The 13,939-nt window shown below is 59.6% G+C and carries 13 protein-coding genes; 3 read left to right on the top strand and 10 right to left on the bottom strand.

Annotation, left to right across the window (positions count from 1 at the left end; all coding sequences use genetic code 11):
- Window positions 1–59 precede the first annotated feature (59 nt).
- Entirely contained in the window at window positions 60–899 is an 840-nt protein-coding gene (locus tag ABK249_RS23690; RefSeq protein ID WP_227705216.1) for an IclR family transcriptional regulator, read from the top strand.
- Window positions 900–913: 14 nt separating this feature from the next.
- Here the strand turns inward: ABK249_RS23690 and ABK249_RS23685 are convergent, their stop codons facing one another.
- From ABK249_RS23685 to hmgA, 8 genes are all read right to left on the bottom strand, one after another.
- Window positions 914–1,426, bottom strand: a complete 513-nt coding sequence (locus ABK249_RS23685) for a RidA family protein (protein WP_227704042.1) — start codon at window positions 1,424–1,426, stop codon at window positions 914–916.
- Between the two features lie 20 nt (window positions 1,427–1,446).
- A complete protein-coding gene (locus tag ABK249_RS23680) occupies window positions 1,447–2,655 on the bottom strand; it encodes an amidohydrolase/deacetylase family metallohydrolase (protein ID WP_227704043.1) in 1,209 nt (402 codons plus the stop codon).
- A 1-nt stretch (window position 2,656) separates the two neighbouring features.
- The gene (locus ABK249_RS23675) at window positions 2,657–3,535 is read right to left on the bottom strand and encodes an ABC transporter permease (protein ID WP_227704044.1); all 879 of its coding nucleotides are present in this window, start codon (window positions 3,533–3,535) and stop codon (window positions 2,657–2,659) included.
- Window positions 3,536–3,551: 16 nt separating this feature from the next.
- On the bottom strand, window positions 3,552–4,493 hold the full coding sequence (locus ABK249_RS23670; RefSeq protein ID WP_348864221.1) for an ABC transporter permease: 942 nt from the start codon (window positions 4,491–4,493) through the stop codon (window positions 3,552–3,554).
- A gap of 80 nt (window positions 4,494–4,573) precedes the next feature.
- Window positions 4,574–6,100, bottom strand: a complete 1,527-nt coding sequence (locus ABK249_RS23665; RefSeq protein ID WP_227704046.1) for an ABC transporter substrate-binding protein — start codon at window positions 6,098–6,100, stop codon at window positions 4,574–4,576.
- 311 nt (window positions 6,101–6,411) lie between these two features.
- Window positions 6,412–7,047: a maleylacetoacetate isomerase gene (maiA, locus tag ABK249_RS23660; protein ID WP_227704047.1), complete on the bottom strand. Its 636-nt coding sequence runs from the start codon at window positions 7,045–7,047 to the stop codon at window positions 6,412–6,414.
- Complete coding sequence (locus ABK249_RS23655) at window positions 7,044–8,063, bottom strand: fumarylacetoacetate hydrolase family protein (protein ID WP_037153003.1); 1,020 nt, start codon at window positions 8,061–8,063, stop codon at window positions 7,044–7,046. The genes maiA and ABK249_RS23655 overlap by 4 nt, the downstream gene beginning before the upstream one ends.
- A gap of 114 nt (window positions 8,064–8,177) precedes the next feature.
- Entirely contained in the window at window positions 8,178–9,539 is a 1,362-nt protein-coding gene (hmgA, locus tag ABK249_RS23650; protein WP_227704048.1) for a homogentisate 1,2-dioxygenase, read from the bottom strand.
- A gap of 26 nt (window positions 9,540–9,565) precedes the next feature.
- Between hmgA and ABK249_RS23645 the strand changes: the two genes are divergently transcribed.
- The gene (locus ABK249_RS23645) at window positions 9,566–10,081 is read left to right on the top strand and encodes a MarR family winged helix-turn-helix transcriptional regulator (protein ID WP_227704049.1); all 516 of its coding nucleotides are present in this window, start codon (window positions 9,566–9,568) and stop codon (window positions 10,079–10,081) included.
- 3 nt (window positions 10,082–10,084) lie between these two features.
- On the opposite strand, the gene ABK249_RS23640 is transcribed toward ABK249_RS23645, so the two are convergent.
- Window positions 10,085–10,564 (bottom strand): Lrp/AsnC family transcriptional regulator, encoded by a 480-nt coding sequence (locus tag ABK249_RS23640; RefSeq protein WP_037153008.1) that lies wholly within the window; start codon window positions 10,562–10,564, stop codon window positions 10,085–10,087.
- Between the two features lie 124 nt (window positions 10,565–10,688).
- On the opposite strand from ABK249_RS23640, the gene hppD reads away from it, so the two are divergent.
- Entirely contained in the window at window positions 10,689–11,804 is a 1,116-nt protein-coding gene (gene hppD, locus ABK249_RS23635; RefSeq protein WP_227704050.1) for a 4-hydroxyphenylpyruvate dioxygenase, read from the top strand.
- Window positions 11,805–11,900: 96 nt separating this feature from the next.
- Here hppD and ABK249_RS23630 read toward each other — a convergent pair whose 3' ends face one another.
- Window positions 11,901–13,790, bottom strand: a complete 1,890-nt coding sequence (locus ABK249_RS23630) for a bifunctional sugar phosphate isomerase/epimerase/4-hydroxyphenylpyruvate dioxygenase family protein (RefSeq protein ID WP_227704051.1) — start codon at window positions 13,788–13,790, stop codon at window positions 11,901–11,903.
- Between the last annotated feature and the right edge of the window lie 149 nt (window positions 13,791–13,939).

Raw genomic sequence — 13,939 nt, 5'->3', positions numbered from 1 at the left:
ACAGTTATGCCATAGTAATGTAATAGCCTCTCGAAATCACACGAGGGGCCGCAAGGAACATTGAATTGGACACCAGGACTTCATCTGCAGCACTCTCCGAAGACGCCGCTTCCACCCGGGAAACGGAAGCCAAGGGCGCGCGCCGCTCGCGCGTGAGCGGCATCGACCGTGCGCTGCAGGTGATCGATTATCTCTACGAAACCGGTGCGCCGGCGGGCGCCTATGCGATCGCCAAGGCGGTCAAGGCACCGCTTTCCACCGTCTACGTGATCATCGATGACCTGGTCGAAAAGAACATGCTGGCCCGCAATCCCGACGGGTCGATCTGGCTCGGCGCTCGGCTTTACCACTACGGTCTTGCCTATGCCCGGTCGCTGGATTTCATGAGCGTCGCCACCCACGAGATGCACGACCTCTGCAGGCAGGCGGGTGAAACCGTGCAGCTCTGCGGCCGCGACGGCGACTATATGCTGGTGCTCGCCATGGCGGACGGCCCGAGCCATTTCCAGGTCGCTTCGCGCGTCGGCACGCGTGTACCGCTCAACTGGACTGCCTCCGGCCGGCTGCTTGTCGGCCACCTGCCGGACGAGGAGCGGATCGAACTCTTCAAGCGTTGCGCCCGAACCTCTCCGACCGGTCGCGCCGAGATTAATGCCCGCACCCTGTCCGACTCGGCAGGCAAGGCGTTTCAGGAGCGCCTGTCCATTCAGGTTGCGGAATCGGACTATGCCGTTGCCTGCATTGCTTCGCCCGTCGTAGATCGCGAGGGCCAGTGCGTCGCCACCATTTCCATCGTACTTCCGGAACAAAAGGTCTTTTCCGACGAAAACCACTATACGGAACAGGTGCGCGCCTCCGCCGAGAAGATCGAAAAGCTGATGGGCTGGCGCAACCACTGAGTTCTGTCCTCCCCTCAATCGCGCAGAGCAACGATCGCTTCGATCTCGACGGTGATATTGCCGGGAAGAGAACCAAAGCCGACGGCCGAGCGAGCATGCTGGCCCGCCTCGCCGAAGACCTCGATGAAGAGGTCCGAGCATCCGTTGATGACCCGCGGATGATCCTCGAAATCCGGAACGGCATTGACCATGCCGAGCAGTTTCACGACCCGCTTCACCTGCGAAAGGTCGCCGAGCGCGTCCTGCATCACGGCAAGCAGATTGATGCCCGTCAGTCGCGCGTGTTGATAGGCCTGCTCCACATCGACATCGCCGCCGACCTTTCCGGCATGGAGATAACCGTCCATCTCCCGCGGCCCCTGACCGGAAAGGTAGAGAATATTGCCTTCGCGTACATGCGTCACGAAATTGGCAATCGGCGGCGGCGGCGGCGGCAGTTTGATGCCGAGTGCCGCCAACCGCCCATAAGGCGTTTCTGCCACCGGAGTGGCCTTTGCTGGAGACGTATTCACGTAAACTCCTGTCATGCAATTCCAGGAATGTCGGCTCACCGCCACGAATAACCGTGGCTGTGGCGGACGAGCTTGCGGGCCCGCGGGATATAGCGGCTGGCGACGGTGGCTTCCGATCCGATGACCGCGTAGCGCGGCTCGAACAGTTTCTGCAGGCGCGAGACGTCGCCGTTGGAATCGGTCGCTTCGAGATCGGCATCGATGAGATCGAAAATGGTGAAATCGGCGCGTTCGCCGACCGACAGCCGCTTTTCCATCGAGAGCTTGATGACCGAAGCCGGGTGATGGGTGACCGCTTCAACGACCTTGTCGAACGGCATGCCGACCGACAGCAGCTTGGACATGGTCGTTGCCAGATCCCAGACCGGGAAATTCATCGAATGCCCATGCAGGTCGGTCGAGATCGAGAACGGCAGCAAGCCGCGCTGGATGGCCGCTTCCGCCACCTTGAACGAGAAGGACGCGCCGCCATGGCCGATGTCGAGGCGGATGCCTTCGGAGGCGCAGCGTTCGGCAAGGTTGAAGAGGTCCTCGTCTTCCATGATGCTCGAACCGGCCTTGCCGTTGAAGCAGTGAGTGACGACGTCGCCGGGCCCGAGGATTTCCAGAACCTCGTCATAAAGCGCTGGCGGCTCGCCCACATGCACCATCATCGGCAGTTTGAGGATCTTGGCGATCTTCTTGCCGAGCTTGACGGGGGTAACACCCCAGGACCCGGTGATGACATGGCTCGCGCGCACCTTGATGCCGACGATATGCTCGCTGTTTTCCGCGTAGCATTCGAGGATGCGGTCGAGGTCGATATCCTTGATGTCGCGCAGTTCCGGCACGCGGTTGCAGGCGACGAGCCCGATCGAGCCGAGGTTCAGGAAAGCCTTGATGCGTTCCTTCGACGGCTCGATGATGTATTCGCGAAAGCCGTGGAAATTGGCCTCGCCTGCCGAGCCCGCATCGACAAGCGTGGTCACACCACGTTCGGCGCCGCATTCCGACGGACGGATCGATATATCCGTGCCGCCGTGCCAGATGTGGACGTGCAGGTCGACCCAGCCGGGAGAAATCCACGCGCCCTTGCCGTCGACACGCTCCGCATCGACAGGCGCCGCAAGCGACGAGCCGATCGCCGAAATCCTGCCATCGGCGCCAACGAGGATATCCGTGACGGCGGCGGATGTATCGCCGCCAAAGGCCATCGGCTTCACATTGGTGAGGAGGAGCGGCTTGCCCGCTTTTTCACCGGTCATTCTAAAGGTCCTTTCGAAGTCTTGGATCGAGCATGTCGCGCAGCCCGTCGCCGACCATTTGCAGCGACAGCACGGAAAGAATGATTGCAAAGCCGGGGAAATAGGTCATCCAGTCGGCCTGGCCGATATACTGGCGGCCGGCGGCGATCATCGTTCCCCAGGTTGGAATTTCAGGGCTGACGCCGAGCCCGAGGAAGGAAAGCCCGGCTTCGGCCAGCATGGCGCTGGCGAAGAGGAACGTGCCCTGCACCAGGATCGGCGACATGAGATTGCGAAGCACATGCCGCGTCATGATGTGGAAGGTCGAAATGCCGAGCGCCTTCGCCGCTTCCACGTAAGGCAGTTCGCGGATCACCAGCGTCGAGGCGCGGACGATCCGGGCAAGCCGCGGTGAATAGACGATGGCGAGTGCCACGATGACCGTGACCAGCGACGGACCGAGGGCCGCAACGAGCGCAATCGCGAGCAGGATATCCGGAAATGCCATCATCGCATCGATCAGCCGGGCGATCGGCGTGTCGAGCTTCTGGAAGAAGCCGGCAAGCAGGCCGAGCGTCACGCCGATCAGCGCCGACAGCGCCACCACGGCAGCCCCGACCAACAGAGACAACCGCCCGGCATAGATGGTGCGTGAAAAGACGTCGCGCCCGAATTCATCCGTGCCGAACCAGAAGATTTCGCTCGGCGGCTTCAGCCGGTTGACGATCGAGAGCTTCGAGGGCGAATAAGGCGCAATCCAGGGTGCCAGGATCGCAAGCAGGACGAAGATGATCAGCACGATCACGCCGGCAGCGACGGTCTTGCGCCTCAGGAGCCGGCGGAGGAATTTGCCTCGCTCGCTGACAGCCGGCTTGGGAGTGGTGGTTGCGATATCGGCCATCAGGTGCGCACCCCCATCAGTAACGTACTCTGGGATCGACCAGAAGATAGAGCATGTCGATCGCGAAATTGATCAGGACATAGAGGCCGGCAATCACCAGCAGTGCGCCCTGGATCACGGGATAGTCGCGGCGCAAGACCGCCGAGACGACGAGATTGCCGACGCCCGGCAGGCCGAAGACGGTTTCGGTGACGACCGCGCCGGAAATCAGGACCGCCGCCGTCAGGCCGATGACGGTCAGGATCGGGATCAGTGCGTTCTTCAGGGCGTGTTTCATCACGACGCGCCGTTCGACCAGACCCTTGGCGCGCGCCGTGCGGATATAGTCGTCACCCAGCACGTCGAGCATCGAGGCACGCGTGAAGCGCAGGATGAGCGCCGAGGAGACGAGACCGAGCGCGAAAGCCGGCAGCGTCAAATGGTACATCCGTTCCAGAAAGGAGGAACCCGGACCCCCGTATCCCGAAACGGGAAACAGGCTCAGCCTGACCGCGAAGAACTGCATCAGGATGAGGCCCAGCCAGAAACTCGGAATGCTTGCGGCCAGCATGGCGATCGTGGTCGCTGCCTGATCGACGAAGGAGCCACGCCTGTAGGCGGAATAGATGCCGATCGGCAGGGCTATGATGCTCGCGATCGCCAGCGAGAAGATTGTCAGGAAAAAGGTGGGCTCGGCGCGATCGAGAAGAGCCGAACCGACCGGCATATTGAGAAAGATCGACTGACCGAGATCGCCGCGCAGAAGCTGGCCTATATAGTAGATGTATTGAACACCGATCGACTGGTCGAGCCCGAGACGGGTCCTGAGCTCGGCGATGTCCTGCGCCGTCGCGTCGGGACCGAGCATCACGGCGGCCGGGTCTCCGGGCGTCACGCGCACGATCACGAAAACGATCGTGACGACCAGGAACATCACGACGATCATGCCCGCGAGGCGCTGAAGGATGTAACGTATCATGCAAACGGGTTCCTGTGTCCGCACGGGACAAGGCCGAGAGCGGATGCCGGCCTGCAGCCTGGCATCCGCATTTCTCGTGCTTACTTCGTGATCGAGGCGTTCCAGAAATACGGCCAGGGAGCCGGATCGACGCCTTCGAGCTTCTTCGATTTCGCGGAGACGGCGTTGAAATCGCCGATCTTCAACAATGGCAGTTCATCATAGATCGTCTTCTGGACATTTGCCCAGAGCTCGACGCGCTTCGCCGGATCAGCTTCGGACGTGAAGGGATCAACTGCGGCCTTGCGGGCAGGCGTATCCCACCAGCCGGGCGAACTGGTCGACAGCACGCCCATCAGGGCCGGCTCGGGCAGGAAGGGGCTGTGGGTGATGTAGATATCCCAAAGCTTGGCGTCCGCACGACGCTGGGTCAGCGTCGCCCAGTCGACCACCTGCATGTCCACGTTAACGCCGGCGAGCTTCAGGTATTCTGCCGCCACCTGGGCCATCTTGTAATGGAACTCGTATTGGCGGCTGGTGAGGATCCGCAACGGTTCACCCTTGTAGCCGGCTGCCTTCAGGTCCGCCGCAGCCCCCTCGGGATCGCCGAGATTGTAATTGCCTTCGGTCCCGACCTCGGTGTTCCAGACAAAGCTCTTCGGATAGAAGGCTCCGTCCGCGTTGTAGAAATCCTTGCTGCCGAAAGCTGCAGCCAGCATGTCTTCCATGCTCAGGGCCTTTTCGACAGCCTTCCTGATCGCGAGGTTCGAGGAGAGGCCTTCCTTGGTGTTGAAAACGAAGACCGGGAAGCCGAACGGCTTCAGCATGATCGGCTCGGATGGCTGGGAATTCTTGATCTTGTCAAAGGATTCGACCGGAATGGAGTCGACGTAGTCGTACTGGCCCGAAACAGCCGCCTCGACGCGCGTGTTCGGATCCGGAACCGGCACGAAACGAATTTCATCGAGATACTGATGACGGGCGCCGCCATAACCGTCGCTCTCGCCGGAACGGGGCTTATAGCCATCAAAACGGGCGAGCTGGATATACTGGTCCGCCTTGCGCTCCTTCAGCATATAGGGTCCCGTACCGATGAACTCTTTCATCGGTTCATCCTGCTTTTCAGCCGGAATGATGATGGCCGCGGAATTGTTGAAGGCGAGGAGAGAAAGAAGCGGTGCATAGGGCTGCTTCAGTTTTATAGTGACCGTCGCGGCATCGGCAGCAGCGACGGATTCGATGAAACCGGCGACTTGCTTGCCCCGCGAAGCAAGCTTCGTCCAGCGACTGAGCGAAGCAACCACATCTTCCGACGTCATGTCGCTGCTGTCATGGAACTTGATGCCTGTACGCAGCTTGATCGTATAGGTCTTGCCGTCCGCGCTGATCTCCGGGAGGCTTTCGGCGAGAAGCGGCGTCACCTTCCAGCTCTTGTCGAAAGTATAGAGGGTCTCGAAGATATGCTGCGTGACGATGCCGACGAGGTCGGCGGTCGATACCATCGGATCAAGAGTTGGCGGCTCGCCGATTGTCGCGACGTTGATCACGCCGCCCTTTTCCTGAGCCATCAACAGCGAGGGGGCTGCGATCAAGGCAGTCGCAACCAGGAACGCCAGTTTCAGTTTCATTGAGGTCTCCCGTTTTTATGTTCCACTATTATGATATATAAGACTTTATAAGAGAATACAGAACCCGAAGGTCCTGTCAATGGCCTGCCGTAGTGTACCAGTGGATCGCGGAACCGCGGCGGAGGCCAGCATCGAGGGCCCGCGCGGCATCGTTACGGGGAGCGGATGAGCTAATGAGCCCGTGATATGGCGGCCACCACCCGGTGTCTGTCGGGAACTGATCGGCGAATCTGTCGCCAGCGACGAGGCCCTCCGGCCGATCCGACAAGAAGCAGCAGGCGGATATCGATCCGAACGAGAAAAGTCAGCTTCTAACGTGCCACCTTGTCCGGATGCGCATTTGCGAACGATTTCAGCTCGGCGCAGCAATCAGCGATGGCCAAAAGTCTCGGGTATCCGGTGAGATCTACATTCCAGCGCCGTGCATTATAGACCTGTGGCACAAGACAGATATCCGCCATGGTCGGACGGTCGCCGTGACAGAACCTGCCGGTCGAAGGCAAATCCAGAGATTTTTCGAAAGCGGCCAATCCCTCTCCAATGAATTTTTGCATCCAGGCGATCCGTGCTTCATCACCGCCACCGGTCAACGACAGGACATGGCCGGTGACGTTGAGATTGCAGACCGGATGGATTTCGATTGCGATGATGTAGGAGAGTGCCCTCACCCTCTGCCGACCGACGGGATCGCCTGGCAGGAAGGCCCCGCCGCGCGTCTCGTCGAGATATTCGATTATGGCCAGCGATTGGGTAAAGATGTGGCCGTCAATCTCCAGCACTGGGACAAGGCCCTGCGGATTGCGCTGCAGATGCTCCTGCGACCTGTGTGCTTTGGCAAGCAGATCGACCGGAACGGAGCGGAATGTCTCGGCGAGCATGTTGAGCGCGATCCGCAGCCGATAACTGGCAGAAGAGCGCCAGTAATCGTAGAGCACCGTGTCGCTCATCCCGTCTTCTCGTATTTCGTCACGGCCTGCTCGATCGCGCCAAAGATGGAATGCCCCTTCTCGTCCTTCATCTCGATCCGCACAGTATCCCCGAAATGCAGGAAGGGCGTCTTCGGCACGCCGAGATTGATAGTCTCGATCGTGCGGATTTCGGCGATGCAGGAATAACCCGTGCCGCCGTCGGCCACCGGCTTGCCCGGCCCGCCGTCAAGCTTGTTGGAAACCGTACCGGAACCGATAATCGTGCCGGCAGCAAGGGGCCTGGTCTTAGCCGCATGGGCGATGAGTTGCGGGAAATCGAAGGTCATGTCGATACCGGCATTGGCCCGGCCGAACGGCTTGCCGTTCAGATCGACACGCAACGGCAGATGCAGTTTGCCGCCATCCCAGGCATCGCCAAGCTCATCCGGAGAGACGGCGACCGGTGAAAACGCCGAAGAGGGTTTTGACTGGAAGAAGCCGAAACCCTTGGCAAGTTCAGCCGGGATCAGTCCCCTTAACGATACGTCGTTGACCAGCATAACGAGCCGAATTGCATCGCGGGCCTCATCCGCCGACGCGCCCATCGGCACGTCGTCAACGATGACAGCCACCTCACCCTCCATGTCGCAGCCCCAGGCTTCGTCGCCGAGAAGGATCGGATCGCGCGGGCCGAGGAAGGCATCGGAACCACCCTGATACATCAGCGGATCGGTCCAGAAACTCTCCGGCATCTCCGCGTTACGCGCCCTGCGGACAAGCTCGACATGGTTGACGTAAGCGGAACCATCTGCCCATTGATAAGCACGCGGTAACGGCGACGTGGCGTCGTGCTCATGAAAACGGAGGGTCGGCTGCGAACCGGTTTCAATCCCTTCCGCGACACGGGCAAGCCGCGGCCCCGCATGCGCCCAGTCGTCCAGTGCCGCCTGCAGCGACCGGGCGATGTGCCCTACCTCCGAGCACCGGGTCAGGTCTTTCGACACCACGACCAGCCGACCGTCGCGCGTGGAATCCTTCAACGTCGCAAGCTTCATATGTCCCCCTCTTATTCGCCCTGCTCCTCAAGGCAACATGTCAGAATGTGTGGCGCCTGCCGAAGAAAACAACGCCCAGACTGTTTAATTGAGTAGACGTGCCCTCGTATTATTTCACTTGATGCCTGGCGTGCCGTCAAACCTGCGTTCGAGGCCGGTCCAGCAATCGATATAATTGTCCTGCAGCGTTTCGAGCTCCGCGGCGAACCTGGTGATCTGCTGCGGGAACCGCGTCTCGAACATGAAGGCCATGGTGTTCTCGAGCTTGACCGGTTTCAGTTCGCCATTCGACGCTTTCTCGAAACCCGTGAAATCGGGGCCGTGCGGCAGCATCATGTTGTGCAGGCTCATGCCTCCCGGCACGAATCCCTCTTCCTTGGCGTCATAGCGGCCGTAGATCAGCCCCATGAACTCGCTCATGATGTTGCGATGATACCAGGGCGGCCGGAACGTGTGTTCTGCCACCAGCCAGCGTGGCGGAAAGATCACGAAATCCACATTCGCCGTTCCCTCTTCGCCCGACGGTGCCGTCAGCACAGTGAAAATCGACGGATCGGGATGGTCAAACAGGATCGCACCGACCGGCGAGAAGGTGCGCAGATCATATTTGTAAGGCGCATAGTTACCGTGCCATGCGACGACGTCGAGCGGTGAATGGCCGATCTCGGTCACATGAAAAGAGCCGCACCACTTCACGTGCACACGGCATGGCGTTTCCTTGTCTTCATAGGTGGCTACCGGTGTCTTGAAGTCGCGCGGATTGGCGAGGCAGTTGGCACCGATCGGACCGCGGTCCGGCATCGTGAATTTGGCGCCGTAGTTCTCGCAGATATAACCGCGCCAGACGTCTTCCTCGCCGAGCCGGGTGACCTTGAACATGGTTCCGCGCGGGACGATGCAGATTTCGGATGGCTCCAGGTCCATTTTGCCGAGCTCGGTGAACACGCGGATCGATCCTGTCTCCGGCACAACCAGCATCTCGCCATCGGCATTGAAGAAATAGTCGTCCACCATGTCGGCATTAAACGTGTAAACATGAGCCGCCATGCCCGCCTGGGTCAGCGCATCGCCCGCCGTCGTCATGGTGCGGATACCCTGCAGGAAATTCAATTCCTCCTTTGGAGCCGGCAGCGGGCTCCAGCGAAGCTGCCCAAGCGCCAGCGAGTGCTCGCCGATATGCGGCGCAGTCTTCCAGAATGGATAGTCGATTTTCGTGAAGCGGCCCGTGTGCCGCACGCTGGGACGAATACGATAGAGCCACGAACGCTCATTGGTGCCGCGCGGCGCGGTGAAAGGCGAGCCGGAAAGCTGCTCGGCATAGAGGCCGTAATTGCACTGCTGCGGGCTGTTCTGGCCCTGCGGCAATGCTCCCGGGAGGCTCTCGGTCTCGAAATCATTGCCGAAGCCCGGCATGTAGGCGAGCGCTTGCGTTTTGACAGAGGCCTTTACGGCTTTCGGATCGATCTTGTCCAGCATGGCTTGCTTCCTCCCATGATGACGATATGGTTACAAATGTAACCATCTATTTTGTAACCATCAACGCCATGGACCACTTTGCTCTCGAACAATTTCTGCCCTACCGTCTCAATCGCGCCGCCGAATTTGTCGGCCTGCGCTTCGCCGCGCATTACAAGGCAAAGTATGGCATGACACGGCCGGAATGGCGCACGCTCGCAGCCCTCGGCAGTTCCGGCCGCATGACATCGAAGGCTGTCGGCATCCATTCGAGCATGCACAAGACGAAGGTAAGCCGCGCCGTGTTTGAGCTGGAACAGCGTCGCTGGCTAAGACGAACGCAGGACGAAGCCGACCGGCGGCTCGAGCATCTGGAACTCACTGCTGCCGGGCTACAGGCTTACCGGGAGCTGATCGAACTCGCCCGCCGGTATCAGGCAGAGCTGGAGGCAGAGTTCGGTGACGGCGGTGTCCGGGCGCTTGACGAGGGTCTCGCGGCCGTGGAACGCGTCATGCGCAAGCCCGCCAGGGGCAAGAAGCTTCCGGAACCTGATGGCCTCTGAGCCTCAGCTCTTGGCGGGCTTTTGAATCGGAATCCCGCCGAAATCCTTCAGGACATTGAGAACGATTGATGTCTTGACATGTTGCACGCTTTCATGCGGCAGCAACACGTCATTGACGAAATGGGACAGGCCCGCGAGATCGCGTGTCACCACCTTCAGATGATAATCCATCTCACCGGTGAGCGAGAAACATTCCAGCACTTCCGGCAGGTCCTCGACGAGGCGCGCGAAGCGCTTGGCATTATCGCGGTTATGCGTGGCCAGCGTCACGGCGATGACCACGAGCAGGTCGAGACCGAGCTTCTGCCGGTTGAGATGTGCCCGGTAGGTCTGAATGAACCCTTCACTTTCCAGCCGTGCCCGCCGGCGTGAACATTGCGAGGGAGACAAGGCGATGAGCTCGGAGAGCTCGTTATTGGTCAGCCGTCCGTCGTTCTGCAGATGGCTCAAGATTTTTAGATCATATCCGTCCAGAGCATCCATCGTGCACCCACTTCACTAATCTCGCACACATCATGCATCATTCGAGCGGAATACAGCCCATATTGCAAGCACAATGCACGTGACCTGCATCATCATGAAAGGTGACTGACAGGAGGAGTTTACCATGGGTCCTTTCCCGCACGACGCACCGGTTTCCGAGATCACCACCGACAATCCGGCTGGGACCGACGGTTTTGAATTTGTCGAATTCGCCCATCCGGAGCCGCAGAAGCTGGAAGAACTGTTTTCCCGCATGGGCTATAAGCCGGTGGCGCGGCACAGGACGAAGAACATCACCGTCTGGCGCCAGGGCGACATCAATTACGTCATCAATGCCGAGCCGGGCAGCCATGCCATGCGTTTCGTCGATGAACATGGCCCCTGCGCGCCGAGCATGGCCTGGCGTGTCGTCGATGCCAAACACGCTTTCAATCATGCGGTCGCCAGGGGCGCGAAACCCTATGAGGACAAAGACAAGACGCTCGATGTGCCGGCCATTGTTGGTATCGGCGGATCGCTTCTCTATTTCGTCGAGACCTATGGTGAGAAAGGTTCAGCCTACGACGCGGAATTCGAATGGCTCGGCGAACGCAATCCAAAACCCGAGGGCGTCGGCTTCTATTACCTCGATCATCTGACCCACAACGTCTATCGCGGCAATATGGACAAGTGGTGGGATTTCTACCGCGAGCTCTTCAATTTCAAGCAGATCCACTTCTTCAATATCGACGGTCGCATCACCGGCCTGATGAGCCGGGCAATCACCTCGCCCTGCGGCAAGATCCGTATCCCCTTGAACGAATCCAAGGACGACACCAGCCAAATCGAAGAATATCTGAAGAAGTACAAGGGGGAAGGCATTCAACACATCGCGGTCGGGACGGAGAGCATCTACGAGGCGACCGACAGGCTCGCCGATAACGGGCTGAAATTCATGCCCGGTCCACCCGACACCTATTACGAAATGTCGAGAGAGCGCGTGCACGGCCATGACGAGCCGATCGACCGTATGAAAAAACACGGCATCCTGATTGACGGCGAAGGCGTGCTCGACGGCAGTATGACGAAGATCCTGCTGCAGATCTTCTCTAGGACCGTCATCGGCCCGATCTTCTTCGAGTTCATCCAGCGTAAAGGCGATGAAGGCTTCGGAGAGGGCAATTTCCGCGCCCTCTTTGAATCGATCGAGGAAGATCAGATTCGCCGTGGCGTCCTCAAGCCAAACGAAGCCGCGGAATAGGAAACATCCTGTTCAGTCGCAGCCAATATTGAAGAGAAATATGCCGAACCGCACATAGACCGCCAGATCCGAACATGGAGCGCACGCAGGCAAACGCTAAGTTCTCGGCAAGCCCTCCGGCCGCATCTGTTTCTTGAGCGCGGCGATACGGAAGATGGCATTCGGGGCGCCATAGCCACGATAGCCACGCCGTTCGACGATCTCGAAGAAGAAGCCTTCGCCATAGGTGCCGCTGTAGAGCTGGAAATATTCTCCGTGTTCGTCACGGTCATAGAGGATGTTGTCCGCCTTCAGCCGCTCTGTCAGCTCCGGGTCGAGACCAAATCGGGCTTCGACATCACCATAATAGTTGGGCGAGATGGAGAGCGGCCGGAACCCGTTCTTCCGGAGCGCTGCGGCGGTCGCGAAGATGTCGTCGGTCTCGAAGGCGAGGTGCTGGATGCCCGAACCGAACTTTTCCGCAATGAAGTGGCCTGCCAGAGTGCGGCGGTTCTCCGCACCATTCAGCGTGACCCTCAGTGCCCCTGAGGCATTCTCAACCACCTGGCTGCGCACCACGCCGGCCGGATCGATGATATCCACCATCGGCGTCTTATGGGCGTCGAAGATCGAAGTATAGAACAGAAGCCAGGTCAGCATTTCGTCATAGGCCACCGTCTGGGCGATATGATCTATGCGCAGGAGATGGGCCGGGGTAATCTCCATACCTTCTTCAACGGGCAGGAAATCGATTTCGGAAAAGCGCCCGAGCTCACTTTTGTTATCGATCAGATAGATCAGCCCGCCGCCGACGCCGCGGATTGCCGGTATCTCCACCTCACCCAGCCCGACCGGCTGGTTGAAGGGTTCGGCATCGAGTGTCACGGCACGCGCGAGCGCGGCCTTGGCGTCGTCGACGAGGAGTGCCATCGCATAGGCGGAGGTCCCGTGCACGGCGAAGGACGCGTTGGCAAACCCTTTCTCGTCCGTATTGACGAGCAGCCGGATATCGCCCTGGCTGAACAGGCTGACCTTCTTTGTTCTGTGGACAGCCGCTTTGCGGAAGCCGAGCGTATGGAGGATGGCAACAAGATCCGCGGCCTCCTTTTCATCGGCAGAGAATTCCACGAAGCCGACACCCTTCACCTTTGCCCGATCCGGCATGGCGGGAAGGGTCAGGCCAGACACATTCGGGCTCCTTCGCACCTGATCGCCGAGATAGATCAGCGAACGGTGGCCGTCCGCCGCGATCGAGCGGGTCGAACCGCCGCGAAACTGGTCGTTGAAGATTTCCAGTGAGAAGTAGCCGTCATAACCGGTTTCGGCGATCGCTGTTGCAAACTCCGTTACGGGTAAGTCCCCCTCGCCCGGCATATTGCGGAAATGCCGGCTCCAGTAGAGCAAGTCCATGTCAATCAGCGGCGCATCGGCGAGCTGGACAATGAAAATCTTGTCCTTCGGGATGGAACGGATGGAATTGATGTCGATCTTGCGCGACAGCGTATGGAAACTGTCGAGGATGAGGCCGATGTTCGGATGATCGGCGCGCCGCACGACCTCCCAGGCGTCGCGATGGTCGTTGATATGGCGCCCCCAGGCGAGCGCTTCGTAGCCGACTTTCAGGCCGCGCCTAGCAGCCCGCTCGCCGAGCTCGTGGAAATCCGCCGCCGCCCGGTCGATCCCGCCGAGCGAGACTGGCGAGACATTCGAGCAAACAAGCAGCAGGTCGGTGCCAAGCTGCTGCATGACATCGAACTTGCGCTCGGCACGGTCGAAGGTTCGTTGCCGGTGGGAAGGCGGCATGCACTCGAAGTCGCGAAAGGGCTGGAATAGTGTAATCTCAAGGCCGTAGTCGCGCGCCATCCTGCCGACATCCACCGGACTGCCGTCGAAGGCCAGGAAATCGTTTTCGAAGATTTCCACGCCATCGAAGCCGGCTTTTGCAATGGCCTCAAGCTTTTCAGGCAGCTCCCCGCTGATCGATACGGTCGCTATCGAGGTCTTCATGTACTCCTCCCTTCCTCCAGTTCCGCAGAACGTTTCATGAGGGCATCGGCCGCCGCCGATTGCTCCTCGCTAGAGGTCAGGGATTTTGTACTAAATGGTTCGTAACATCAAATGGTTTGAGGGGTATCTGCACGAAGCTCGGCCATGAA

Source organism: Neorhizobium phenanthreniclasticum, assembly GCF_040066075.1.
Lineage (GTDB): Bacteria > Pseudomonadota > Alphaproteobacteria > Rhizobiales > Rhizobiaceae > Neorhizobium > Neorhizobium petrolearium.
This window is presented reverse-complemented; position numbering and strand designations above follow the sequence as displayed.

What these genes read in the sequence shown, in the direction of transcription:
- ABK249_RS23685 (WP_227704042.1), bottom strand. Translation starts at nt 1,426, where the DNA reads ATGACAGGAGTTTACGTGAATACGTCTCCAGCAAAGGCCACTCCGGTG.
- ABK249_RS23680 (WP_227704043.1), bottom strand. Translation starts at nt 2,655, where the DNA reads ATGACCGGTGAAAAAGCGGGCAAGCCGCTCCTCCTCACCAATGTGAAG.
- ABK249_RS23675 (WP_227704044.1), bottom strand. Translation starts at nt 3,535, where the DNA reads ATGGCCGATATCGCAACCACCACTCCCAAGCCGGCTGTCAGCGAGCGA.
- ABK249_RS23670 (WP_348864221.1), bottom strand. Translation starts at nt 4,493, where the DNA reads ATGATACGTTACATCCTTCAGCGCCTCGCGGGCATGATCGTCGTGATG.
- ABK249_RS23665 (WP_227704046.1), bottom strand. Translation starts at nt 6,100, where the DNA reads ATGAAACTGAAACTGGCGTTCCTGGTTGCGACTGCCTTGATCGCAGCC.
- maiA (WP_227704047.1), bottom strand. Translation starts at nt 7,047, where the DNA reads ATGAGCGACACGGTGCTCTACGATTACTGGCGCTCTTCTGCCAGTTAT.
- ABK249_RS23655 (WP_037153003.1), bottom strand. Translation starts at nt 8,063, where the DNA reads ATGAAGCTTGCGACGTTGAAGGATTCCACGCGCGACGGTCGGCTGGTC.
- hmgA (WP_227704048.1), bottom strand. Translation starts at nt 9,539, where the DNA reads ATGCTGGACAAGATCGATCCGAAAGCCGTAAAGGCCTCTGTCAAAACG.
- ABK249_RS23645 (WP_227704049.1), top strand. Translation starts at nt 9,566, where the DNA reads ATGGTTACAAATGTAACCATCTATTTTGTAACCATCAACGCCATGGAC.
- ABK249_RS23640 (WP_037153008.1), bottom strand. Translation starts at nt 10,564, where the DNA reads ATGGATGCTCTGGACGGATATGATCTAAAAATCTTGAGCCATCTGCAG.
- hppD (WP_227704050.1), top strand. Translation starts at nt 10,689, where the DNA reads ATGGGTCCTTTCCCGCACGACGCACCGGTTTCCGAGATCACCACCGAC.
- ABK249_RS23630 (WP_227704051.1), bottom strand. Translation starts at nt 13,790, where the DNA reads ATGAAGACCTCGATAGCGACCGTATCGATCAGCGGGGAGCTGCCTGAA.